Source organism: Nocardia jiangxiensis NBRC 101359 (assembly GCF_000308615.1).
Taxonomy (GTDB): Bacteria; Actinomycetota; Actinomycetes; order Mycobacteriales; family Mycobacteriaceae; genus Nocardia; species Nocardia jiangxiensis.
Map to the genome: position 1 here is coordinate 15,165 of NZ_BAGB01000059.1, position 22,319 is coordinate 37,483.

Annotated in this window: 20 protein-coding genes; 8 read left to right on the forward strand and 12 right to left on the reverse strand. The window is 69.0% G+C overall.

What is annotated here, in order from left to right:
* Window positions 1-5: 5 nt before the first annotated feature.
* Window positions 6-458 carry a MarR family winged helix-turn-helix transcriptional regulator gene (locus tag ON40_RS26150; RefSeq protein ID WP_040827173.1) on the reverse strand — a complete coding sequence of 151 codons (453 nt, stop codon included), beginning with the start codon at window positions 456-458 and terminating at the stop codon, window positions 6-8.
* Between the two features lie 94 nt (window positions 459-552).
* On the reverse strand, window positions 553-936 hold the full coding sequence (locus ON40_RS26155) for an EVE domain-containing protein (RefSeq protein ID WP_245567998.1): 384 nt from the start codon (window positions 934-936) through the stop codon (window positions 553-555).
* Window positions 937-1,015: 79 nt separating this feature from the next.
* Here ON40_RS26155 and ON40_RS26160 point away from each other — a divergent pair, with 79 nt between their 5' ends.
* Complete coding sequence (locus ON40_RS26160) at window positions 1,016-1,267, forward strand: mycoredoxin (protein ID WP_040827175.1); 252 nt, start codon at window positions 1,016-1,018, stop codon at window positions 1,265-1,267.
* Window positions 1,268-1,313: 46 nt separating this feature from the next.
* Here ON40_RS26160 and nudC read toward each other — a convergent pair whose 3' ends face one another.
* On the reverse strand, window positions 1,314-2,243 hold the full coding sequence (gene nudC / locus ON40_RS26165) for an NAD(+) diphosphatase (protein ID WP_040827177.1): 930 nt from the start codon (window positions 2,241-2,243) through the stop codon (window positions 1,314-1,316).
* A gap of 60 nt (window positions 2,244-2,303) precedes the next feature.
* The gene (locus ON40_RS26170; RefSeq protein ID WP_085997807.1) at window positions 2,304-3,380 is read right to left on the reverse strand and encodes a potassium channel family protein; all 1,077 of its coding nucleotides are present in this window, start codon (window positions 3,378-3,380) and stop codon (window positions 2,304-2,306) included.
* An 85-nt stretch (window positions 3,381-3,465) separates the two neighbouring features.
* Between ON40_RS26170 and ON40_RS26175 the strand changes: the two genes are divergently transcribed.
* Window positions 3,466-3,855: a DoxX family protein gene (locus tag ON40_RS26175; protein ID WP_040827223.1), complete on the forward strand. Its 390-nt coding sequence runs from the start codon at window positions 3,466-3,468 to the stop codon at window positions 3,853-3,855.
* A 33-nt stretch (window positions 3,856-3,888) separates the two neighbouring features.
* Here the strand turns inward: ON40_RS26175 and ON40_RS26180 are convergent, their stop codons facing one another.
* Both ON40_RS26180 and ON40_RS26185 read right to left on the reverse strand, forming a co-directional pair.
* Window positions 3,889-7,488, reverse strand: a complete 3,600-nt coding sequence (locus tag ON40_RS26180) for an ATP-dependent helicase (protein ID WP_040827180.1) — start codon at window positions 7,486-7,488, stop codon at window positions 3,889-3,891.
* Window positions 7,485-11,252 (reverse strand): PD-(D/E)XK nuclease family protein, encoded by a 3,768-nt coding sequence (locus ON40_RS26185; protein WP_040827183.1) that lies wholly within the window; start codon window positions 11,250-11,252, stop codon window positions 7,485-7,487. Before ON40_RS26185 ends, ON40_RS26180 begins: the two co-directional genes overlap by 4 nt.
* Before the next feature lie 515 nt (window positions 11,253-11,767).
* On the opposite strand from ON40_RS26185, the gene ON40_RS26190 reads away from it, so the two are divergent.
* The 4 genes from ON40_RS26190 (at window position 11,768) to ON40_RS26205 (ending at window position 15,291) form a co-directional block, all read left to right on the forward strand.
* Complete coding sequence (locus ON40_RS26190; RefSeq protein ID WP_040827185.1) at window positions 11,768-12,067, forward strand: MGMT family protein; 300 nt, start codon at window positions 11,768-11,770, stop codon at window positions 12,065-12,067.
* Between the two features lie 73 nt (window positions 12,068-12,140).
* Entirely contained in the window at window positions 12,141-12,875 is a 735-nt protein-coding gene (locus ON40_RS26195; protein WP_040827187.1) for a VOC family protein, read from the forward strand.
* Window positions 12,876-13,118: 243 nt separating this feature from the next.
* Window positions 13,119-14,852 carry an NTP transferase domain-containing protein gene (locus ON40_RS26200; protein WP_040827190.1) on the forward strand — a complete coding sequence of 578 codons (1,734 nt, stop codon included), beginning with the start codon at window positions 13,119-13,121 and terminating at the stop codon, window positions 14,850-14,852.
* 67 nt (window positions 14,853-14,919) lie between these two features.
* Window positions 14,920-15,291, forward strand: coding sequence for a limonene-1,2-epoxide hydrolase family protein (locus ON40_RS26205; protein WP_040827192.1), 372 nt, complete (start codon window positions 14,920-14,922; stop codon window positions 15,289-15,291).
* Window positions 15,292-15,514: 223 nt separating this feature from the next.
* Here ON40_RS26205 and ON40_RS26210 read toward each other — a convergent pair whose 3' ends face one another.
* Window positions 15,515-16,018, reverse strand: coding sequence for a YdeI/OmpD-associated family protein (locus ON40_RS26210; protein ID WP_218008872.1), 504 nt, complete (start codon window positions 16,016-16,018; stop codon window positions 15,515-15,517).
* A gap of 230 nt (window positions 16,019-16,248) precedes the next feature.
* Here ON40_RS26210 and ON40_RS26215 point away from each other — a divergent pair, with 230 nt between their 5' ends.
* Window positions 16,249-17,130, forward strand: a complete 882-nt coding sequence (locus ON40_RS26215) for a TIGR03854 family LLM class F420-dependent oxidoreductase (RefSeq protein ID WP_040827227.1) — start codon at window positions 16,249-16,251, stop codon at window positions 17,128-17,130.
* Between the two features lie 82 nt (window positions 17,131-17,212).
* A complete protein-coding gene (locus ON40_RS26220) occupies window positions 17,213-17,716 on the forward strand; it encodes an anthrone oxygenase family protein (RefSeq protein ID WP_051193572.1) in 504 nt (167 codons plus the stop codon).
* A 1-nt stretch (window position 17,717) separates the two neighbouring features.
* Here the strand turns inward: ON40_RS26220 and casG are convergent, their stop codons facing one another.
* From casG to ON40_RS26245, 5 genes are all read right to left on the reverse strand, one after another.
* The gene (gene casG / locus ON40_RS26225) at window positions 17,718-19,367 is read right to left on the reverse strand and encodes a steroid-24-oyl-CoA synthetase (RefSeq protein WP_040827194.1); all 1,650 of its coding nucleotides are present in this window, start codon (window positions 19,365-19,367) and stop codon (window positions 17,718-17,720) included.
* Between the two features lie 34 nt (window positions 19,368-19,401).
* On the reverse strand, window positions 19,402-20,445 hold the full coding sequence (locus tag ON40_RS26230; RefSeq protein WP_040827231.1) for an NAD(P)-dependent alcohol dehydrogenase: 1,044 nt from the start codon (window positions 20,443-20,445) through the stop codon (window positions 19,402-19,404).
* A 156-nt stretch (window positions 20,446-20,601) separates the two neighbouring features.
* A complete protein-coding gene (locus ON40_RS26235; RefSeq protein ID WP_040827196.1) occupies window positions 20,602-20,937 on the reverse strand; it encodes a TfoX/Sxy family protein in 336 nt (111 codons plus the stop codon).
* 149 nt (window positions 20,938-21,086) lie between these two features.
* The gene (locus ON40_RS26240) at window positions 21,087-22,064 is read right to left on the reverse strand and encodes an alpha/beta hydrolase (RefSeq protein WP_040827198.1); all 978 of its coding nucleotides are present in this window, start codon (window positions 22,062-22,064) and stop codon (window positions 21,087-21,089) included.
* Between the two features lie 39 nt (window positions 22,065-22,103).
* Window positions 22,104-22,295, reverse strand: coding sequence for a hypothetical protein (locus ON40_RS26245; RefSeq protein WP_040827201.1), 192 nt, complete (start codon window positions 22,293-22,295; stop codon window positions 22,104-22,106).
* Window positions 22,296-22,319 lie beyond the last annotated feature (24 nt).

Sequence of the window (22,319 nt, forward strand, 5' to 3'; positions counted from 1 at the left end):
GGCGGCTATCGCTCGCGTAGCCGCCGTAGGTTCCTGGCGAATTCGGCGGCGTCGGCGCCGAGTCGGCCGAAGAAGTCCCGGTCGCAGGCTTCCACGGCGGTAATGGCACGGTTCACCAGCGCCGTACCCGCCTCGGTGGGGCGCAACGCCTTGGCGCGGCGGTCGCTGGGATGATCGCGGCGCTCGACCAGTTTCTTGTGCTCCAAGGTGCGCAGGACCTGGGAAGTCATCATCGGATCGGTGACCGCGTGCTCGGCCAGGTCCCGCTGGGTGACCGGATCACCGGCGGCCGTATCCGTGAGCCAGGTGACCGCTGCCAGCAGCACGAACTGCACATGGGTGAGGTCGAACGGGGCCAGCGCCGTGCGCTGGGCGGCCTGCCAGCGGTTGGTCACCTGCCACAGCAGCAGGCCCGGACTGTCGTCCGCGCGGGCGAATTCGGTGCGCAGTGCGTTCACGCGCCGACCATCGCCCTGGAGATCCCCCCGAAGTCGTGTGCGCTGAGCTCGACCAATCCGCGCCGGAGTACGACGCCCCAATTGGGGACGCTGGTCAGTTCGAGTTCCCCGCGCAACGCAGCGATCGCACCTCCCGCACCCCCGTGGCGTAGCTCACCGCCCGACGCCACGGCCGGAAGCAACCATCCTGGTCCTCGGCCTGCCAGGCCGGGCGATCCTCGATCATGCCGAGCGCGGTGAACGCCTTGACCACCGCTCCCTCGCGCATCCCGGTACGCGGTGAGTAGTGCACCAGGCCGTCACCGGGCCGCATCCGCTCGACCGGTGCGCGTTTGCCGTGATTGGCCTGTGCGACACCGAGTTCCACGCCGCAACGGACGTGGTCGCGAGAGACCACGGCCAGCCAGTACCTACTCGTGCCCACCGGATCGGGTATGAGCTGCCACTGTGCTCGGTCGTCCCGAGCTGTACGCGTCATGAATATAGTATGCGCGCTTACTATTTGTCGCCGCAACCCCGCTGGGAACACCGTCGGGCCGCACGATGTTGAATGAGCCGTGACTGGAACCGATCTGACCATGTACTCCACGACCTGGTGCGGCTACTGCCGCCGCCTCGAGAAGCAGCTCGACGAGGCGGGCATCACCTACACCAAGGTCGATATCGAACAGGACCCTGCTGCGGCCGAGTTCGTCGGCAGCGTCAACAACGGCAACCACGTGGTGCCGACCGTGAAGTACAGCGACGGTTCCACCGCCACGAACCCAACCCTGGTCCAGGTCAAGCAAGCCCTCTCGGCCATCGCCTGATCTCGCGCGACCGGCCGATGCTCTCGGCCGGTCCGGCACCGCTACCTCAGACTGCCGCCGCCCAGGATTCGACTATCGTGCGGGCGATCGAGATCGAGCCGGGCAGCAACAGACGGTGCTGGTCGGCATCGGCCGTCGCTGTACCGGTGACTGATCCCCACGCGCCTGCGGCCAGAGCAGCACGCACCTCGTCGCGGGTGAACCAGTGTGCCTCGGTGATCTCGCCGTCGGAGAAGACCAGCGGCTGATCCGGGTCGCCGAGTGCGGCGAAACCCAGCATCAGCGAGCGCGGCAGCGGCCACGGCTGGCTGCCCAGGTATCGGATGTCGCGGACGTCGACGCCGACCTCCTCGCGAATCTCGCGCTGCACACACCGCTCCAGCGACTCCCCCGCCTCCACGAACCCGGCCAGGATCGAGAACATCCGCTCCGGCCAGGTGTGTTGGCGAGCCAGCAGCACCCGGTCGCCGCCGTCGTGGACGAGGCAGATCACGGCCGGATCGATGCGCGGGAATTCCTCGTGCCCGGCCTCGTTGAAGCGCGACCAGCCGCCCTTCGCCGCCGTGGTGGCCGAGCCGTCGACGGCGCTGAAGGTGGCTCGATCATGCCAATTCAACAGTGCCAGAGCAGTTGTCAGCACACCGAGGGTGGCGTCGTCGAGTTCCACCGGACCCATGCCGACCGCGCGCAGATCCATCAGCTGCCCGTCGATCTCGTTGTCCCGCACCGCCCAGATGTGGCCGTCGTCGACGCCGAGGAACACCGCCTCCGGGGCCGGTTCGGCGGCCAGCGAGGTCGCCGCCTCCAGCACCACCGTCACCCCGTCGACCCGGACCTGTCCGCGTCGGTTCATCCGCAGCAGCCGAGCGGTGGCCCAGCCCTGCTTCAACGCCTGCTCGTCCGAACGCAACTCCTCGGCGCGATCGAGTCCGGAACGGGACAGCAGCGGAACTTCATTCAATTCGAAACCAGCCACCCGTCGAGCCTATCCGCCGCACGTGACGAACCCCGAGGCGGCAGCGAACCGCTCGGCGAACTACTGCTTGTGCGCGCGGTGGATGTACAGCAGTTTGTCGCCGGGCTCCAGCGCGTCCACCTCGGGCTCGTCGGCGCGGATGAGGCGATCCTCGCGCACCACGCCCAGCACGGTGTCACGCAGATGGCGTGGTGAACCGCCGACCTCGTCGGCATCGACCTCGCGTTCGGCGACGGCGAAACCCACCTCCGGGGTCAGCAGATCCTCGATCATGTCGACCACGCTGGGGGTGATGGTGGCGACGCCGAGCAGGCGGCCCGCCGTCTCCGAGGAGACCACGACCGAGTCCGCGCCGGACTGACGCAGCAGATGCGCGTTCTCCGATTCCCGGATCGAGGCGATGATCTTGGCCGTCTTGTTGAGTTCACGGGCGGTCAACGTGACCAGCACGGACGTATCGTCGCGATTGGCCGCGACCACTATCGCGGACGCGTGCTGAACTCCGGCCAGCCGCAGCACATCCGAGCGCGTGGCCGACCCGGTCACCGTCACCAGTCCCGCGTTCGACGCGGCCTCGAGCGCCGCCGGATCGACGTCGACGACCACGATCTGCGCGGCGGGTACACCGTCACCGAGGATCGCGTCCACCGCGGTGCGGCCCTTGGTTCCGTATCCGACGACCACGGTGTGATTGCGCACCCTGTGCCTCCATCGCTGAATCTTGAACGCCTGCCGGGATCGATCGGTCAGCACCTGCAGGGTGGTGCCGACCAGCACGATCAGGAACAGGATGCGCAGTGGCGTGATGACGATCGTATTGATCAGCCGTGCGTGCGCGGTATAGGGCGTGATGTCACCGTAGCCCGTGGTCGACAGCGAGACCGTCGAGTAGTACGCCGCATCCAGCAGGCCCAGCCGGGTGCCGCGGCTGTCGTGATACCCGTCACGGCCGAAGTACACCACCGCGGTCGCCAGCGCCAGCATGCCGAGTGCCAGCGCCACCCGGCGCACCAGCGCGGCCCACGGGCTGGACTGCAGTTCCGGGATACGCAGAATACCGACGAGCTTGTAATCGGGTCGGTCGTTGAGTCGCGGCAATCCGGGCGAGGGCTGCTCACCGAACATCGAACTCACCATCTCCTCGCGTGCGCCACACGCACCGCAGCGTACCGTTCCACGACCTACTCGACGGGATCGGCGCACGGATGGAACAGTGGTCGGCATGAACGAGCAATCCCCGGCGCGGCCCGGCCGCCTCTATCTGCTGATAGCGCTGCTGTTCGGTGTCGGCACACTGCATTTCGTGGCGCCGAAACCGTTCGACTCGATCGTGCCCGGCGCCCTGCCCGGCAAGGCCCGCACCTACACCTACCTGTCCGGTGTCGCCGAGATCGTGGTCGGCCTGGCCCTGGCCCTGCCGCGCACCCGCCGCCTGGGCGGACTGCTGGCTGCCGCACTGTTCATCGCGGTCTTCCCGGCCAACGTCAAGTTCACCGCGGACTCGCTGGGCAACCCGAAGGCCCCGCTGCCGATCAAGATCATCTCGGTGCTCCGCCTGCCCATGCAGATCCCGATGGTGACCACGGCGTTGAAGATCAGCCGCACCGCCTGAGCCCGCCGCGAATCACACACCGGGACGGCCCATTCACTCTCCTGGATCGTCCTCGTCGGTGGTTCCGGCGAGTGGAGTCGCGGTGATCAGCGCGGCGAGTTCGGCGGGGCCGGGCAGATCCGGCGGGGCGATGATCCGGCCCGTTCGGACGTAATGAAATGCGGCGCTGATTCTTTCGAGCATCTCGGCTTCGGGGGCGCCGGTGCGCGCGGCCATCAGGCGGGCCCAGGCCAGACGGTAGACCGCCAGCTGCATCGCCACCGAATGCTCCTGCGCGCGGGTCGGTTCCGCGCCGGTCTTCCAGTCCACCACCAGCCAGCGGCCACCGGGTTCGGCGAAGACCGCGTCCATCCGGCCCCGAATGAGCGTTCCCGCAACGGAAGTCTCGAAGGCCACCTCGACCTCGACCGGATTGCGATTGGCCCAGGACGAGGACAGGAACGCCTCCTGCAGCCGGGTGAGTTCGGCGTCGGCCTCCTCCGGATCCTCCATGCCGGACAGAACGTCCAGGTCCAACAACTGATCGGCCCCGAACCAACGCTGCAGCCAGGCATGGAACGCGGTGCCGCGACGCGCGAACGGACTCGGCGGATACGGCAGCGGACGCCGAAGTCGGGCAGCCAGTTTCGCCGGATCGGCCCGCAACTCCACCAGCGATGTGGCGGGCATCTGTTCTGGCAGCTCCACCTCTGTGATCGGGTCGGCGGCGGCGAAATACTCCGCGAGCAGCGCGTCTACGTCGGCGGACCAGCCCTCGGGATCGTCGGGATCGTCCCGGTCTGCGAAATCCGCATCGCTGGTGGCGAATTCGGGTGATTCCGCGTCGTCCGGAAAATCGTCCGGATCGGCGAAGAGAGCCAATTGCCCAGCAAGGCCAGCTGATTCGGAAGCGCGGTTGTCGCCGGAGACGACCTGTGTGGTGAGTTCACTTTCGGGCGGCAGGTCCGCGAGCGAGTCCCGCACCAGCGTCGCACCGGATTCCAGCGCGGTGCGGCGTTTGCCGAGGGGGTCGCGTGGCCAGGTCGCGCTGGCCGGATCGTCGGTGAACGGGTTGACCGCGTCGGGGGGCGGGGCCTGATCCCAGCGGTCGATGCGGACGGCGGTGGCCAGGTCGGTGCCGGGAACCTCGGTGGCGTGTTTCAGCTCGAGCAGGAAGTCCGAGGGGCCCTTGGGCGAGGAACCGGTCTCGGCCCATTGGTGTGCCGAAACGAACAGGGCGCGTTCGGTTCTGGTGAGCGCGACATAGAACAGCCGGCGTTCCTCGTCGATCCGGCGACGGGCGAGCGCATCCTTGTGTTCCTTGATGGCGCGTTCCAGATCGGCGCGGTCGTAGAGGCCGGACAGGTCCAGGACCGGCACGCCGTCGCGGGCGTCCTCGCGCTGCCGGTCACCGCGCAACGAAGTGGGCAGCTCGGCGAGGGCACCGAGCCAGGTTCCGGCCGCGGCGCCCGAGGGGAAGACCGAGCGCACGACGTGCGGAACGGCCACCACCTCCCATTCCAGGCCCTTGGCGGCGTGCACGGTCAGCACCTGCACGCGATCGCGGGCGACCTCGACTTCGCCCGGCTCCAAACCGTTCTCGACCTCCTCGGCCGCGGCGAGAAAGGTCAGCAGGCCGGTCAGGTTCGCCCGGTGATCGCTGGCATAACCGGCGACGACCTCGGCGAAGGCATCCAGATGTTCGCGCCCCGCGCCACCGCCCGCCGCCGCGCGACGCGCCTGGGTCTCGACCCCGACCCCGATGGTGCGCTCCACATCGGCGACCAGTTCGGGCAGCGACTGCCCGCCGCGTTCGCGCAGGGCGGCCAATTCCTGCCCCAATGCCTCGATCCGCCGAAATCCGGGCTCCGAATACTGTTCCGGCGCACCGGGATCGGCGATCGCATCGGCCAGACCGGCGCGTTCGGCGGGTTCGGGGGCGACGGTGTGCAACGCCTCGGCCAGGGCCGCGGTATCGGTGATCGCGGCGGCCTGTTCGGGCGGGCGGGTGATGGACAGATCCCGCGCGCGACGTGCCAGCGCGGCCAAATCGGTCACCCCGATGCGCCAGCGCGCCCCGGTCAGGATACGCATCGCCGCACTTCCGGCCGCGGGATCGGCGATCAGGCGCAAGGTGGCGACCACATCGGCGACCTCGGGTGTGGCCAGCAATCCACCCAGTCCGACTATTTCGACCGGTAATCCCCGCTCGCGCAACGCTTCCGCGAGCGGGGCCGCATCGGCGTTGCGGCGCACCAGCACCGCCGAGGTCGGCGGCGCGGCACCGGCGTCGGCATGCGCCTCCCACTCCGCGGCGATCCGCTCGGCGATCCATTCCCGTTCGTCGGCAACGGTTTCGGTGAGTGCGAGGGCCACCGCACCCGGGACCGCGCCGGGTCTGGGCCGCAACGCGTCGACGCTCACCCCGCCCTCGGTGTGCCGCAGCGGTTCGGCGACCAGATTCGCCAGATCCAGCGCCTCGGGCGGATTGCGCCAGCTGGTCAGCAACGGCAGAATCGGCGCGGGAATGCCCGGCGCACTGGGGAAATCGGTCGCGAAACGAGGCAGATTGGCCGCCGACGCGCCACGCCAGCCGTAGATGGACTGCATCGGATCGCCCACCGCGGTGACCGCCAGCCGCGATCTCTCGGGACCGAGGGAATCATTCTCCGCACCAAGGAAATTCGACTCGTGGGTGGCCGGTGCACCGGCCGCGTCCGGATCGCCGAACAACGCCGCGAGCAGAATGCGCTGCGCGTGACCGGTGTCCTGGTACTCGTCGAGCAGCACCACCCCGAGCCGGCCACGCTCGGCCGCGCCCACCTCCGAATGTTCCGCGGCCAGGCGGGCGGCCAGCGACATCTGCGAGCCGAAATCCAGTGCGCCCCGGCGGCGCAACTCCTCGGCCAGGCGGCGCACCAGCGGCAGCAGCGCCACGCGTTCGGTCTGCACGGCGATGATGTTCTGCAGATCCTGACTCGGCCCGCCGCGTTGACGCGGACCCTTCGGCAGGGTGTAGACCAGCTTCTCCAGCTCGGTGTGCGCCTGCACGAGCTGCTCGGGCTCCACCAGATGTTCGGCCAGCTGCCCAGCGAGCGCGAGCACGGCCTCGGTGACCGATACCGGAGTGCGCTGAGTCTCCAGATCACCGTCCCAGGTGCTGACCACCCGGTGGGCCAGCTGCCACAGCTGCGTCTCGGTCAGCAGCGTCGCGGTCGGCTCGACCGGCAGCAGCAATCCGTACTCGCCGAGCAGGCGGCCCGCATACGAGTGATAGGTGCTGATCTCCGGTTCCGACCCGGTCAGCAGGCCGCGCAGTCGTCCGGTCGTATCGATCTCGCGTAGCAGCGGCGATCCGGCCAGCCGCGCGAGCCGGGTGCGGATGCGCGTGGTCAACTGCTGCGCGGCCTTGCGGGTGAAGGTCAGGCCGAGTACCGCATCGGGGACGACCAGACCGTTGGCGACCATCCACACCACGCGGGCCGCCATCGTCTCGGTCTTGCCCGCGCCCGCGCCCGCGACCACCAGCGTCGGGCCGGGCGGTGCGGCGATCACCGCGGCCTGCTCGTCGGTCGGCGGCGGCAGCCCGAGCGCGTCGGCCAGCTGCCACGGCGTGATGCCGCGACGACCGGTCCGCTCGCCGGGCGCGCTCACTCCTCGGTCACCTGGCGCCCCGAATCCTGAACCGGGCAGCTGCCCGCGACCGTGCAGTGGCGGCAGCCGTCATTGCGGACGGCCAGATAACTCGGGCCGCGGGTCGCCGCGGCGGCATCGTGAATGGTGTTGCGCCACTGCTGGATCGACTCGTCGTCCAGCGCGGTCTGCAATCGCTGCGCGGCGCCCTCCTTGGTGCTGGGTTTGGCGACGTAGACCAGGCGCGCCCCACCGGGCTGCGGATCCGTGCCGGCGTCGTCCAGGGCCCCCGCCGCAGCCGCCACCTGATAGGTCGCCAGCTGGGCATGGTCCTGAGCGGCCTGTTTGGAGATGGGCGTCTTACCGGTCTTCACGTCGACGATCACGAAGCGTCCCAGCGCATCCCGCTCCACCCGGTCCACTCGGCCGCGGATGCGCACCGGATACTCGTCGGCGGTGCGGGCGGGCAGCACACAGTCGACGGGCACCTCCACACCCAGCTGGGTGAGTTCGGTGCGGGTGTTGCGCAGCCAGGCCATGAAGGTGTCCAGCATCGTCTCGGTGCGGCGCAGGTCCAGGCGGGAATGCCAGCTGTGCGGGCCGTCCTCGTCCGAACTCGGATCCACCGCCTTCCACGCGCGCACCAGCGCCGCCTTGACGTCGGCCTCGGTGACCTGCCCGGCCAGCGCCTGCACCAGGGTGTGTACCAGATTTCCCTTCACCGCATAGGGATTCTCCCCGTCGCTGCCGCCGTGCCGTTCCAGGGCCCAGCGCAGCGGGCAGGTCTTCAGCAGTTCGACCGTGGAGGGGGACAGCGCGACCGGCCCCTCGTCCTGACCCCACAGCGGCAGTTGTGAGCTGAGTTCGGCGGCGCCGTACCAGTCGTCGGGATGTGCGCCGCGAACCCGTGCGCGGGCCAGCCGGGCGAGCTGGCGCGCCGCGCGCTCGCGACGTTGCGGGATGTCCTCGGGATCGCATGCCACCGTGCGCAATTCGGCGATCAGCGCCTGCATGACCAGGGCTCGTCCGGGGTCGACCGGTGGCGGGATACGGCCCAGCTCACCTGATCCAGCGCTGGCATCGAGTTCGGCCAGGAAGCGCGAGGGCACCAGATCGCGGTCGCCCGACACGGATTCGACGGCCGTGACCAGCAGCGAGCGCCGGGCCCGGCTGCACGCGAGCAACAGCAGCCGCCGCTCCTCGGCCAGAATGGGCGCGGAGCGGCTCAGCTGTTCACCCGGAAAGCCAACTCCGGCAAGGAGATCCACCAGATCCTCGACCCCGAGCAGGGTGCCGCGCGGCCGCAGATTGGGCCAGATCCCCTCCTGCACACCGGCGACGGCGACCACATCCCATTCCCGGCCCGCGGCGGTATGCGCGCTGACGATCGCGACCGCACCGCCCGGATCGGTGAGCGGGGCCGAATCCTGCGGAATCTCCTGCTGCTCCAGATATTCCACGAATCCCTCGACGGTCGCCCGAGGCAGCCGATCCACATAGGCCGCGGCCGCGTCGAACAATCCGACCGCGGCGTCCAGATCGCGATCGGCCTGCAGCGCGCCCGCACCGCCGCGCTCGGACTGCCCGACCCAGCGTCGCTCCAGACGCGAGGCGGTCCACAACGCCCACAGCACATCCTCGAGCCCGGCCCCACGCCGCAATGCCTTGTCCGCCCGCCGCACCGCGGTCAGCACCCGTCGCAGCGGCGCGGATTCCACGTCGGTCAGCCGTTCCAGCATCGACGCGTCACCGGCCCCGACGATCAGATCCCGCAGCACCTGCGCCGAGGACCGATCCAGATCCGCGAACCGATCGGAATCCATGGTGTCGCCGTCGAAGTCGAGTTCGTCAGCGGTGTCGGTTGCCTTCCCACGCCGACTCGGCAGACCGCGGGATTCGGCGTCAGCACCCGACTCGGCCGTCGCGCGCACCTCGGCCGCGCCGGAGCGTTCGAGGGGCCCACCATCGAGGTCGCCGGAGACCGAGCGTCCCGATGTGCCGTCACCCTGTCCGGAATCCGCTTCGGCTGCATTGCCACCGTCATGTGCGGCAACGTAATTCGACAGTTCAGAACTGTCGGCATCGCCTGGTCCCGGCGGGGGTTGCCGGCCAGCGGCGGCCCACGGATCGGAGGGATCCTCACGGCGGCTGCGTTCCAGGATGGTGCGGCGGATACCGCGACGCAGGCGGCGCAGGCTGATCTGGTCGGCTCCGCCCAGGGGGCCGGTAAGCAGATCGAGGGCGTCGTCCTCGGTGAACAGGTCGGGGCGGTCCCGGGTCGCGGCGAGCAGAGCGCGCAGGGCCAGCAGCATCCATCCGGCCCCACGACGACGAGCCAGTGGCACATCCGGTTTCGGTTGCAGCACAGGGACTCCGGCGGACAGCAGAGCACGGCGCAGCGGGGCCAGCGACAGCGGGACCGACCGCACGACGGCCGCCATCCGCGACCAGGGCACCCCGCCGGTCAGATGCGCGCGACGCAGATGGTCGGCGATCAACGCCGCCTCCTTCGCCGGGGTCGTCAGCACCTGCACCGTGAAATTCGCGTCCTCGTGTTCGGCGCCCTCGGTATCGGGTATCGCAACGCTCGGCTCCGCCGGGAATGCCGCCGCATCGAGAGGCGACGATGAATTCTGCTCGGGGGCAGGCATTTCCCCCGCAGAGGTGTGCCGGTGTGCCGCTCGGCCCGGCATGCGGTCGCGGATCCGAGCAACCGCCTCGTCGACGACCGGAGCGGCTCTATGGTTGTCCCGCAGCAGGATTCGACGCTCGGGTCGCGTCTCCAGATCGGTGAGGAACTGCGGATCCGCACCACGGAAGGTGTAGACGGCCTGATCCGGATCCCCGGCGATCACGGTCGTCGCACCGCCTCCTCCGATCACGCGAATCAGTTGCGCCGCAAGCGGATCCAGATGCTGGGCATCGTCCACGAGCAGACCGTGGATACGGGCGCGTTCGGCGTCGAGCAGGCGGGGTTCCATCGCGAGGGCGTCCAGCGCCGCGCCGACCAGCTCCGCGGCATCGAGGGCGGGCGCGCTCGCTTCCGGAGCCTCGATACCCACCGACCAGCGCAGCAGCATGGCCTGCTCGTAGCGTTCGGCGAAACGTCCGGCCGCCTCCCATTCCGGACGCTCGTGCATGCGCCCCAGGTCGACCAGATCCTCGGGCCCCAGGCCACGTTCGGTGGCACGCAACATCAGATCGCGCAGCTGCTCGGCGAATCCGAGGGTGCCCAGGGCCGGATGCAGGCGCTGCGGCCACAGATCCATCGCACCGCCGTACGGGCCGCCGGGACCGGCCTGGATGTCCTCCAGTTCGCCGCGCAACATCTCGCGCAGCACGACGTCCTGTTCCGCACCGGTCAGCAGCCGGGGCGGCGGATTGCCGTTCAGTTCGGCCTGCATGCGCACGATCGCGAACGCGTAGGAATGCACCGTGCGCACCAGCGGCTCGCGCGTCGCCCCCGGCACACCGCCGACGGTCTCCTCGACGGCGGCCGAGACCTGCCGGGTGATGGCGTTGCGCACGCGCAGCGCGGCCTGTTTCGAATGGGTCAGCAGCAGGATGGACTCCGGATCCGCACCTGCGGCGATCCGGTCGGCGGCGATATCGATCAGCAGCGAGGTCTTACCCGTGCCCGGCCCGCCCAGCACCTGCCAGGGCCGCCAGCCCGGATCCGCGCCCGCACCACCCGCGAACAGCATCCGGACGTCGGCGCCCCATTCCCGCGGGCGGGGGGCCGTCTCGCCACGGCGCACCAATCGCACCGGGCTATCCGATCGCATCACGACCGCTATTTCAACAGACGAGGCCGACAGAAATAATTTCGCCGCAGCAAATCGCCAGGTCCGAGACATGTGTATCCGTCCTGTGATCGGCCTGCCGAGTTACCCGACCCAGCCGCGAGCCGAATTCGCCCGACTGCCGCGCACCTCGCTCGAGACCTCCGACAGCAGCGCGAATCCGATTCCCCGTGCGCCATACGCAGCCCACGTCCGCGAATCCGATCAGCCCACGATCGATTGGTGTCCGTGCGCCGCAATGGCGTCGAACCGTGATTCATGCCCGTCCCGAGAGCAATCATCCGGCGCGCGGTCGCCTCGTCCCAGCGGCGTGAATCCTCGCTGAACCACCGGCTCACCGCATCGCCGGGCGGCCGTCGAAAACACGGCGTCGAACCTTGTCGGTGCGGCCGGGCACAATGGGGCGGTGCTCATGCCGCAGGTTCATCGCGTCGGTGTCCGGCCGAAACTCGGTCCGTTCGGGGTGAGGACCGCCGCGTCCAGGCCCGGGTGTTGACGTGCCGACCACCGATGCGCAGATCGAGCGGGTGCGTGAGCTGGTTGCGGCCATTCCACCGGGGCGGGTGAGTACCTACGGCGATGTCGCGGCCGCGGCCGGATTGTCCACCCCGCGCACGGTCGGGTGGATCATGCGCACCGATGCCGCCGACCTCCCCTGGCATCGGGTGTTGCGGGCCGACGGGTCGCCCGCACCGCATCTGGTGCATCAGCAGCTGTCCCGGCTCGCCCTGGAAGGCTGCCCGATCCGCGGGGATCGAGTGGATATGGCGGCCGCGCGACATCGATTCCCGGACTGAAGGACGCGCCCGGACACCTCGCGAACCGGGCGAATCCACCCGCGAGCCGGGGTGCGGAAGCTACCGTTGAGTCATGTCCACCCGGCTGGCGTGCGTGGTGTTCGACGTGGCGAGTCCGCGTCAGGTGGCCCGGTTCTGGGCCGAGTTACTGGGGTGGCAGGTGACCCTCGACCGGCCCGGCGAGGTCGACGTGGCCGCACCGGATCCGGATGCGCTCGACGTCGCGCTGAGCTTCGTGCCCGCCCGGACGCCCAAGGTCGGGAAGAACCGCATCCATCTGGATCTGGCCAGCCAGTCGCTGGATCATCAAGGCGTACAGGTGGATCGGGCGTTGTCCCTGGGCGCGCGACGGATCGATATCGGCCAGGGCGCGGTGCCCTGGGTCGTGCTCGCCGATCCGGAGGGCAACGAATTCTGCGTGCTGGAACCGCGCGAGGAGTACGTCGACACCGGCGCGGTCGCCGCCATCGTCGTCGACACCACGGACCCGTCGCGGCTGGCCGCGTTCTGGTCGACCGCCTCCGGTTGGCCGATCACGCACGAACGCAATCGCTACGCGGGTATCCGCTCGGCCACCGAGCAGGGCCCCTGGCTGGAATTCCTACAGACACACCATGATCCGAAGAATCCGGGTCACCTGCACCTGGACCTCGTCCCCTTCTTCACCGACGACCCGGCCCGCGAGATCGAGCGCCTGTGCGCCGCCGGGGCCCGCACATCCCGCCCCGGCGACTCCGCCACCCCGCCGATCACCCTCGCCGACCCGGAAACCTACGAGTTCCGGCTCCTGCGCCCCCACCAGGACTGAACACGTACACGGGCGCGCCGCACAACCGCCTCCCGCACAGGCCATGGGCCCCACGGCAACACGGCGACGACGAGCCGCATGCGCAGCTGGGCATTGCCGAAGCAATCCGGACCGACGGGACAACGCAGCGGCACCGACGGCAGGGCATCTGTCCGTGCGTGTCGCCGAGGCGCCGCTGTGACGTGGCCGTGCCGACCGGACGAACTACGATCGGCGCATGGACTACCGCGCGGGTGAACGATCGTGACCACTGTGGACGCGATCGTGCTGGCCGGGGGGCGGGCCAGCCGAATGGGCGGGGTGGACAAACCGGCGATCGTCGTCGGCGGGCAATCGATGCTGGAGGCCGCCATCGGGGCGGTGGCCGCATGTATCCGCACGGTGGTGGTGGGACCGCACCGGCCGGATCTGGGCCCGGATATTCGGCAGGTGCAGGAGGTTCCGGCCGGGTCCGGTCCGGTGGCCGCGATCTCGACCGGACTGAGAGCGTTGGCGGACTGTGATTTTCCCGCCGATCTGATGGTCGTGCTGGCCGCGGATATGCCATTCCTGACCGCCGCCGCCGTCGATGCCCTGATCGCCCGTGCCGTCGAATCCGGAGCCGATGCGGTATTCGCCGCCGACGAGTCCGGGCGTCCGCAATATCTGGTCGGGGTGTGGCGGCGCACCACGCTGCAAAATGGCATCGAACGACTCGACGCGCCGGTCAATCAGCCGATGAAGGCTCTGATTCCCGAACACGCCCTGCTGATGCCGCTGACGGACATCACCGATTGCGACACCCCGGACGATATCGCCCGAGCTCGCGCGCACGCCACTCCACTCTCACTCGATCAGGCGCGCAATGTGGTGCGCCACAAGTTGTCCCGGCTACCTTCCCGACGCGTCACGCTCAGCCGTGCCGCGGGCGCGATCCTGGCCGAACCGTTGACCGCCGCCGAAGCGCTGCCGCGATTCGACGTCTCGGCGATGGACGGCTACGCGGTGTCCGGGCCCGAGCCGTGGCGGGTGCGGCGCGATATCGGATTCGCCGGCGGGGAGCGTCCCGCCGGACTGCGCACCGGGGAGGCGGTTCGGATCGCCACCGGCGCGCACATCCCCGAGGGCACCGAGGCCGTGGTGCGGGACGAATTCGTCCGCGCCGACGCCGACGGACTACATCGCGTGCCGGACACACCGATTCGCGACGACATCCGCCGTCGCGGCGAGGACTGGCGACCCGGCGATGCACTCGCTCCGGCGGGCACTCCGGTCTCGCCCGCACTGCTGTCGGTCGCCGCGGCGGCCGAGGTGTACGAGGGACTGGTGCACGGGCCCGTGCACGCCCGAATCGTCATGACAGGCGACGAGATTCGCAGCGAAGGCCCGCTGCACACCGGGCAGACCCGCGACTCGATCGGCCCGGTCCTGCCGGACCTGTTGTCCTGGTGTGGCATTCGTTCCCTGGACCGGGTCCACCTGCGCGACACCGCGAACGGCTTCGACGAGGTGCTGGCGCAGGCCGTCGACTGTGAACTGCTGGTGATCGTCGGCGCGACCGGGGGCGGCGCGGCCGATCAGCTGCGCGCATCCCTGGAACGCACCGGAGCCCACCTGCCGGTGCACCGATTGCGGCTGCGCCCCGGCGGATCCACCGTGGTGGCCGAAACCCGCAGTGGGACAGCAATCCTGGGACTGCCCGGAAATCCGTTCGCGGCAGTGGCGACCCTGCTCACACTGGCTCCCGCGATCATCGAGGGTCTCACCGGGCGACCGCCCCGCCGAGCGATCATCGGTCCGCTGCACAACGCCGCCGACATCTCCGGCCCCGTCCCGCGCATCGTGCCCGCCCGCGCCGCCCCCGAAGGCGGCTGGACCGGCGACCCGGGCATCCGAACCGCCCACCTGGCGGGCCTACTCGACCGCGACGGTTTGGTGATCGTCCCCGCCCACGCCGAGAACGGCACGTCGGTCGAATTCCTGCCCTTGCCGGACTGAACCGGGGGTTGCGTCCGCGGAGCCCGATCGGCATCCTGAAACGCGTTCTGGAAATCAGGAGGACCGCATGACCACACCCGGCGAACTCGTCACCGAATTCTGTGCCGAATGGCGCACCGGCACGCCGGAATCCATCGTCGAGTACTTCACCGACGACGCGGTCTACCACAACATCCCGATGCCCCCGCTGACCGGCAAACCGGCCATCCTGGAATTCCTGCGCGGATTCATCGGCGGCTTCGGCAATATCGACTTCGACATCCACCACCAGGCCGAAGTCGGCACGACGGTCCTCAACGAGCGCACCGACCGTTTCACCATCGGCGAGAACAAGATCGAGCTCCCGGTGATGGGCAGCTTCGAGATCCGCGACGGCAAGATCGCCGCCTGGCGCGACTATTTCGACATGGCTCCGCTGAACGCCCTGAGCGGCAACTGACGAGAACCCGCTGCGGATCCACCGCCGCCCGAGTGAACATGACCGGCGGCTGGTGGGTGATCGCCACCCTCACGATCTGGGCCCTGCCATTCGCCATCTGGGCCCTACGAACCGGTCCCGCCTGTCCGTATCGATCGCCGTAGCAACAGTCGTGACCGGAATCGTCGTCGTGACATGGCTTTTCACCCACCCGACGCGCTTCTGCTGGTGAAGAAGGTCCGGACTACCGCAATGCCTCGATCGTCTTCTCGATGCGGCGAATCCGTGTTTCGGAGCGTTTGGCTTCGGTGACGGCGATGACGTATTCGCGGCGGCGGCTGTAGGAGAGGGCATCGAAGCGAGTGCGCAAGTTCGCTTCGTCGAGTGCTGCAGCCAGGTCTTCGGGGATTTCGACGGTGCGTTCGGCGGTGTCTCGCTCGACGGTTACCGCGACCGTGTCGCCGGGGGTCTTGTGCAGTGCGACGCGGATGTCCTTGCGTATGCCCAGGCAGGGGCCTGCGCCCATCGACGCGATCGAACCGGTGTACTCGATCCCGTCGAACGTCGCCCGCACCGGTATGCGCCCGCCCCCGCCCAGCGCGTCGATCGCCTCCGCGGGTACCGGTACGAACGCACCACCACCCCGCGCGGGCTCGATCCTCGCCTCGAATCGCTGCACGATCGCACCATAGCCTTCACCGCAGTGCGCCGAGCCGAGCCTGCCCGATTCCGTGGCACGGATCGTCATCCTGCGATCGCTTCACCGAGTACGGGCGACGCCCACCGCTCGCCGGGTCGACCCGCCGCTCACCAGGTCGGCCCGCTGCTCCCACCGCTCGCCAGGTCGGCCACCGATCGCCGGGCTGCTTTCCCAGGGAGCCCCGTGACCAGCCGGGCCGGACATGATCACAGCCCGGAGGGAATGGACGGAGGCCGGTTTCGGGTTGGCATCAGATGTGTTCGGCGGAGGAGGTGCGGATGAAGGTTCGGTTCGGGGTGGCCGCGGGGGTCGGCAGTGATCCGGCGCGTTTCGCGGGGTTCGTGGACCGGTTGGAGGAGACCGGGGTGGACTCGCTGTGGCTGCCGGAACTCGTGTACTCGAAAGCCGTGGATCCGACGGTTGGGATGGCGTTCGCGCTCTCGCGCACGACGCGGCTGAAGGTGGGGACCTCGGTGGCGATTCTGCCGGGGCGGCATCCAGTTCTGGTGGCCAAACAACTGGCCACCCTGGCGGCGCTCGCACCCAAACGCGTGCTGCCCGTCTTCGGTCTGCGACCGGCGCAACCCGCCGAACACGAACTGTTTCCGGTGCCGCAGGGCAAACGGGCGGCGGTATTCGACGAATCACTGCGACTGTTGCGCGAGGTGCTGGACGAGGAGCGAGTGGACTTCTCCGGCGAGTTCTTCACAGTCGACGGCGAGGGGCTCGAGGCGCGCCCGGCCCGGCCGCTGGACATCTGGCTCGGCGGTTCGGCACCTGCGGGACTGCGGCGCGTGGGCCGCCTCGCCGACGGCTGGCTGGGCAGCTTCCTGACCCCGGCCGAGGCCGGACGCGCCCGCGAGACCATCCGGTCCGCCGCCGCGCAGGCCGGTCGGGAGATCGAGGACGACCACTACGGCATCACCGTATTCCTCGCCGAGGACGGCATCGCACCCGAACGGGCCGCGCTGATCCGCAACCGTCGCCCGGACATCGATCCGGGCGAACTCATCGCGAACGGCTGGTCCGGTCTGCACCGCCTGATCGATGGATATCTGGCGGCGGGACTGAGCAAATTCGTCATCAGCACCACGGGCGATCGCCCGTACGAGGAGTTCATCGATCGATTCGCGGCCGAGCTGCTGCCCCGGCAGAACTGACGCGCTCCCGCGTAGACGCTCGCATATGTTTCTGCGTGTCCGGGCCATGGGCACGCGCACCGCGAACCGCTGTACTGGATCCATGACCACGACAGCACCCGCCACATCGACCACCTTCGGCGCGATTTCCCTTGCGGCAGCGACGATTACGACCGGCCTACTGGCCGGAGTGTTCTACGCCTACGCCTGCTCGGTGATGCTCGCCCTGCATCAGCTCGACGACCGCACCTTCGTGGACGTGATGAACCGGATCAACACGGTCATCGTCAATCCGGTGTTCATGCTGAGCTTCCTCGGCTCGGTGGCCTTCACCGCACTGGCCGCGCTCGGGCACCTGCGTGGCGACCAGCGCACCGTGCTCTGGTGGATCCTGGGCGCGCTGGTGCTGAACGTGCTGAGCTTCCTGATCACCTCCGGCGGCAACATCCCGCTGAACAATCGCCTGGCCGACGTGCACACCGGCGACTTCGCCACGCTGCGAGCGCAATTCGAGACTCCGTGGGTGCGGCTGAACATCCTGCGCGCCCTGGCTAACACCGGTGCGCTGGGCGCGCTGGCCTGGGCCGCACACCTGCGACGGGGCTGACCTACAGATGTATCTCGCGACGCACGACCTTACCGGTTGCGTTGCGCGGCAACGGATCCGCGGTGATCACCCAGCGGGACGGCACCTTGAAGTAGGCCAGACGCTCGGCGACGAAGGCACGCAACTGATCCGGCGTCACCGCATCGACCTCAGCGACGACCACCACCGCGGCCACCTCCTGTCCGAGATCCTCGTGCGGGACGCCGAGCACCGCCGACTCCAGCACCGCGGGATGTTCGTCCAGGGCGTTCTCGATCTCGATCGGGTACACGTTCTCCCCGCCGCGCAGAACGAGATCGCTGCGGCGGCCGGACAGGTGCAGGCGGCCGTCGGCGAAGGTGCCGAAATCGCCGGTGCGCAACCAACGTTCGCTGTCGATCGCCGCGGCGGTGGCGGCCTCGTCGTTCCAGTAGCCGAGCATCACGTACGGGCTGCGCACGCAGATCTCGCCCTCCACACCGTCGGGAACGGCCTTACCCGCTCCATCGCGGATCTCGACCTCGACGCCCAGGATCGGCCGACCCACGGTCTCGGGATACGCGGCCAGCTCCGCCGGGGTGGCAACCGTTGCGGCCGTACCGCTTTCGGTGAGCCCGTAACTGGTCGTCAAGGCCACCTCCGCGACCGGCAGACGTTCGCGCAGCCGCTGCTGGAACGCCGGAGAAGAGGGTGCGGCATTGAGCGAGAGCGCCGCCAGCGAGGACAGATCGTAATCGCCCAGATCGTGTTCGAGGATGCGCGCGGCCATGGTCGGCACCGCGCCCCAGTTGCTGACCCGTTCCCGTTCGACCAGCCGCAGCACCCGATCCACCTCGAACGAGCCCTGATGCATCACCACCGCGGCACCGGTGATCAGCCGCGGGACGACCAGATTGTGCAGGCTGGCGATATGGAACAGCGGCGAGGTGAGCAGGAAGCGTTTATCGCTGGGCTCGGCGAACTCCCGTCCGCGCATCGTCGCCGACATGGCATCGGTGAAGCGGTGATAGTCGCTGACCGCCACCATATTTCGATGCGAATGCACCACACCTTTGGGCCGCCCGCTGGTGCCGCTGGTGTACAACACGACCGCCGGATCGTCCGGCGCGACCGGCGTGCGGGGATTCTCGCCGGCATGTGCAGCGATCAGCTCGGGCACCTCGCGCTCCGTGCTCAGAACCGGCCCGTCGAACCACGAATCATGCAGCAGTGCAGATCTTTTCGCATCCGCAACGACGACCTTGGGCGCGGTGTGCTCGAGTCCGTAGGCGATCTCGCGCTGCGTCCACCAGGCGTTGTAGCCGACCGCGATCGCGCCCAGGCACTGCGCCGCCCAGAACGTCAGCACCCATTCGGGCGTATTGGCGGCCAGAACCGCGACCCGATCTCCCTTGCCCACCCCGTACCGCTTCGCCAGCGCCCCGGCCAGAGCGCCTGCGGCAGCGGCGTGTTCGGCGAAGGACAGCCGCCGGTCCGCGGTCACCAGATAGTCCCGGTCACCCCAGGCCGTCGAGGCGTCGAGCAGTTCGGACAGCGAGCCGCGTCGATGTCGCAGCACTGTCAGGGGTGCGCCGAGCACCTCTTCCACGGTCGTCTCGAACGGGCCGCCCGGTCCGGTGAGGGTGGCGGTGATCTGCGCGGCGGCGGCGCGCGGGTCGGCGGATGCGGTCATGGGCTCCCTGTCTGTCGCGGAATCGGCACGGCCTTCACGGGATCAGCACGGCGCGGCCGCGGATCTCGCCGCGATCGAGACGTTCGAACGCGGTGCGGCCCTCCTCCAGCGCGAAACGCTCCACCTCTACCCGCACTTTGCCCCGCTGTGCCAGCTCGACCGACGCGGCAAGGTCACTTCTGGTGCCCGCGTAGGACTTTCGCACTGTCGCACCCCAGGGCAGCCCCGGTCCCCCGGCGGGTCCGGCATCGATACCGGGTACCCCGCCGCCCAGGCCCACCATCCGGTACGCACCGTCGGGGGCCACCACCTGTACCGCCAGCGCCGCGGTCGAATCGGTGCCGACGAAGTCGAACACCGCCTCCGCGCCGCGCCCGCCGGTGCGTTCGAGGATGCGCGCGGCGGTCTCGTCGGTGGCCAGGATGCCCAGTGCGGCACCACAATCCGCGGCCAGATCCAGTTTGTCCTGCGCGATGTCGACCGCGATGACGCGGGCCGGGGTGACCGCCGTGAGAATCTGCACCGCCACGTGCCCGAGCCCGCCGATGCCGATGGCCACGGCGGTGGCCCCGGGTTGCAGTTGATCCATCGCGCCGCGAATGGCGTGATACGGGGTCAATGCGGCGTCGGCCAGCGGTGCGGCCTCGGCGAAATCCAGTTCGTCACCGATGGCGACGAACGAATTCGCCGGTATCGCAACGTATTCCGCCATTCCTCCGTCCGGTCCCAGCCCCGGGCACGGCGGCATCGCGGTGCGACCCGCGGCCAGGCAGACGTTCTCCCGCCCCCGCACGCACTCCCGGCACACCCCACACGACCAGCACAGATAGACGATTCCGCGGTCACCGACGGCCAGTCCGTCGACCTCGGAACCGACCGCCTCGATGGTGCCCGCGATCTCGTGTCCCATGGTCAGCGGATCCTCGCGCATCGCGAACGGCAGGCTCAGCACATACGAATCCGAATGGCAGATACCGGCCGCGCCGACCCGCAGCAGCACTTCGGCCGGACCGATCTCGGGGATCGGAATCTCCCGCAGTTCCAGCGTGCCCGGCCCGGTCAGTTGCAGCGCACGCATCATCTCGCTCCGTTCGCCGCACAGGGCAGCCGATCTGTGTCCAACTCGTTCTCCCGCTCGCCACGCGTGAGCTGAGGCACACGCTAACACTCGCCGGAGCGGCCACCGCCCACCCGTGCGCACCTTCCCGCTGACCGGGACAGCTGGTGGACAACGCTATTTCGGCGGGAGGCTGCGGGCGTATTCGACGCCGCGATCGACCAACTGCTGCAGGGCCGCGTCGTCGTGGACGATGTCGGTGTCCACTCGCAGCCAGTTCTTCATCTCCCGGCCGCCCATGACCATCGGGGTCACGCCAGCGCCAGCGATGAGCGACGCCGCCAGAGCCGGATCGACCCGGACCATCAGCCCGCCCTGCCCACTGGCCGCGACCGCCATATTGCCGCCGATCAGGAAGGCCAGGCCACCGAACATCTTCTTCTCGGCCGCCTCGGGCAACGCGGGACCCAGCAGATCCCGAATCCGGTCGGCCAACTCCTCGTCGTAAGCCATACCGCATTGTGGCACCCACCACCGACAAAATCCCTGGGGAAGCGCTCAGGGCTGGGCGGCCCACTCCCGCAGTCGGGCGACCGGGGCTGCTTGCATGAGCGCGCGGGACTGGTCGGTCAGGTAGGTCACCGCCGCACTCCACCGAACGCTCACACCCCCAGCGCGGCGGCGAACACCGGCCAGGAATTGTGCAGGTCGTCCTGCCAGTACGGCCAGGCGTGGGTTCCGGCGTGGTAGAACTCGGTGGCCGGAATACCCAGTGCGGCAAGTCGATTGGTGAGTGTGCGCGTGCAGTTGTGCACCACGCCCTCCATCGCGCCGCCGATCGAGAGGCGGTTGCCGAGGGTGAGCGGATTGCCGCCGATGGACGGGTCGGCCAGCGTATCGTGCACGCCCGCACTGCCGTTGCCGGAGGAGATGTACATCGCGACACCCCGCAACCGGGCGGCATTGACGACCGGATCATGCGCCGACCATGCGGCACTGGCCGGTCCGCCCCACATGTTCGTGGCGTTCGCGCCGAACGTCGCCAGCTGCGAGTACACCAGGGCCCGCGAGCCCGGATCGCTCGTGCTCGTGCATCCGCTGTAGACACCGGCGGCCTGGTACATCCCGGGCGCCTCGATCGCCAGATCCAGCGCCGAGGTCCCCGACATCGACACTCCCGCAACGGCATTGCGGCCGGTGGTGTGGAAACGCGCATTCAACAGCGGCGGCAGTTCGCGGATCAGGAAGGTGGACCATTCGTTGCGCCCCATCGCGGGATCGTCCGCGATCCAATCGGTGTAGTAACTGGCCCTACCACCGATCGGCACGACCACGTTGACGGGCTTGTCGGCGAAGAATCGAGCGGCATCGGTGCGCACATTCCACGGGCCGCCGTCCTCACCCCCGTCGACGGCATTGAGCAGGTACAGCGTGGGCGCGGGGCGATCGGGATGCGACATCCACAGGGTGATCGGCCGGTTCATCGCCGGGGAATACACGACCACCTGGTACTGCTGCCCGCCCAATGGCCGCACATCGAGAATGGCGGGCCCCTTACCGGCGTCGGCTGCCGCGACAACCGGGACGAAAGTAGCAATCACGGCAAACAGGACGAAAAGGCAGTGCAGACGCCGACGCATCTTTGCAGTATGCCTCGAGCAGGTGGCCTTTCGCCCACATCAGCGAGCGTGTTCATCGCGGGCGTGCGCCCGCAGCGCGGTTATGTCCGCCACCGCCGCACCCTCGACCAGCATCCGGTTGGCTATCGCCCAGCGCAATCGGCGCGGCAGGTCCGGCGCGAGAAGGGTGAAGTAGGCGTACAGCCAGTCGGCGCCACCGGCCAGGAAGGGGAAGTCGGCGCCCCACCGCACACCGGTACGGTCACCGGTTCTCGC

Coding starts and splice junctions, on each gene's coding strand:
- ON40_RS26155 (WP_245567998.1), bottom strand. CDS start 936: ATGACGCGTACAGCTCGGGACGACCGAGCACAGTGGCAGCTCATACCC.
- ON40_RS26170 (WP_085997807.1), bottom strand. CDS start 3,380: ATGGTGAGTTCGATGTTCGGTGAGCAGCCCTCGCCCGGATTGCCGCGA.
- ON40_RS26175 (WP_040827223.1), top strand. CDS start 3,466: ATGAACGAGCAATCCCCGGCGCGGCCCGGCCGCCTCTATCTGCTGATA.
- ON40_RS26185 (WP_040827183.1), bottom strand. CDS start 11,252: ATGCGATCGGATAGCCCGGTGCGATTGGTGCGCCGTGGCGAGACGGCC.
- ON40_RS26195 (WP_040827187.1), top strand. CDS start 12,141: ATGTCCACCCGGCTGGCGTGCGTGGTGTTCGACGTGGCGAGTCCGCGT.
- ON40_RS26205 (WP_040827192.1), top strand. CDS start 14,920: ATGACCACACCCGGCGAACTCGTCACCGAATTCTGTGCCGAATGGCGC.
- ON40_RS26210 (WP_218008872.1), bottom strand. CDS start 16,018: ATGACGATCCGTGCCACGGAATCGGGCAGGCTCGGCTCGGCGCACTGC.
- ON40_RS26215 (WP_040827227.1), top strand. CDS start 16,249: ATGAAGGTTCGGTTCGGGGTGGCCGCGGGGGTCGGCAGTGATCCGGCG.
- ON40_RS26220 (WP_051193572.1), top strand. CDS start 17,213: ATGACCACGACAGCACCCGCCACATCGACCACCTTCGGCGCGATTTCC.
- casG (WP_040827194.1), bottom strand. CDS start 19,367: ATGACCGCATCCGCCGACCCGCGCGCCGCCGCCGCGCAGATCACCGCC.
- ON40_RS26230 (WP_040827231.1), bottom strand. CDS start 20,445: ATGCGTGCGCTGCAACTGACCGGGCCGGGCACGCTGGAACTGCGGGAG.
- ON40_RS26235 (WP_040827196.1), bottom strand. CDS start 20,937: ATGGCTTACGACGAGGAGTTGGCCGACCGGATTCGGGATCTGCTGGGT.
- ON40_RS26240 (WP_040827198.1), bottom strand. CDS start 22,064: ATGCGTCGGCGTCTGCACTGCCTTTTCGTCCTGTTTGCCGTGATTGCT.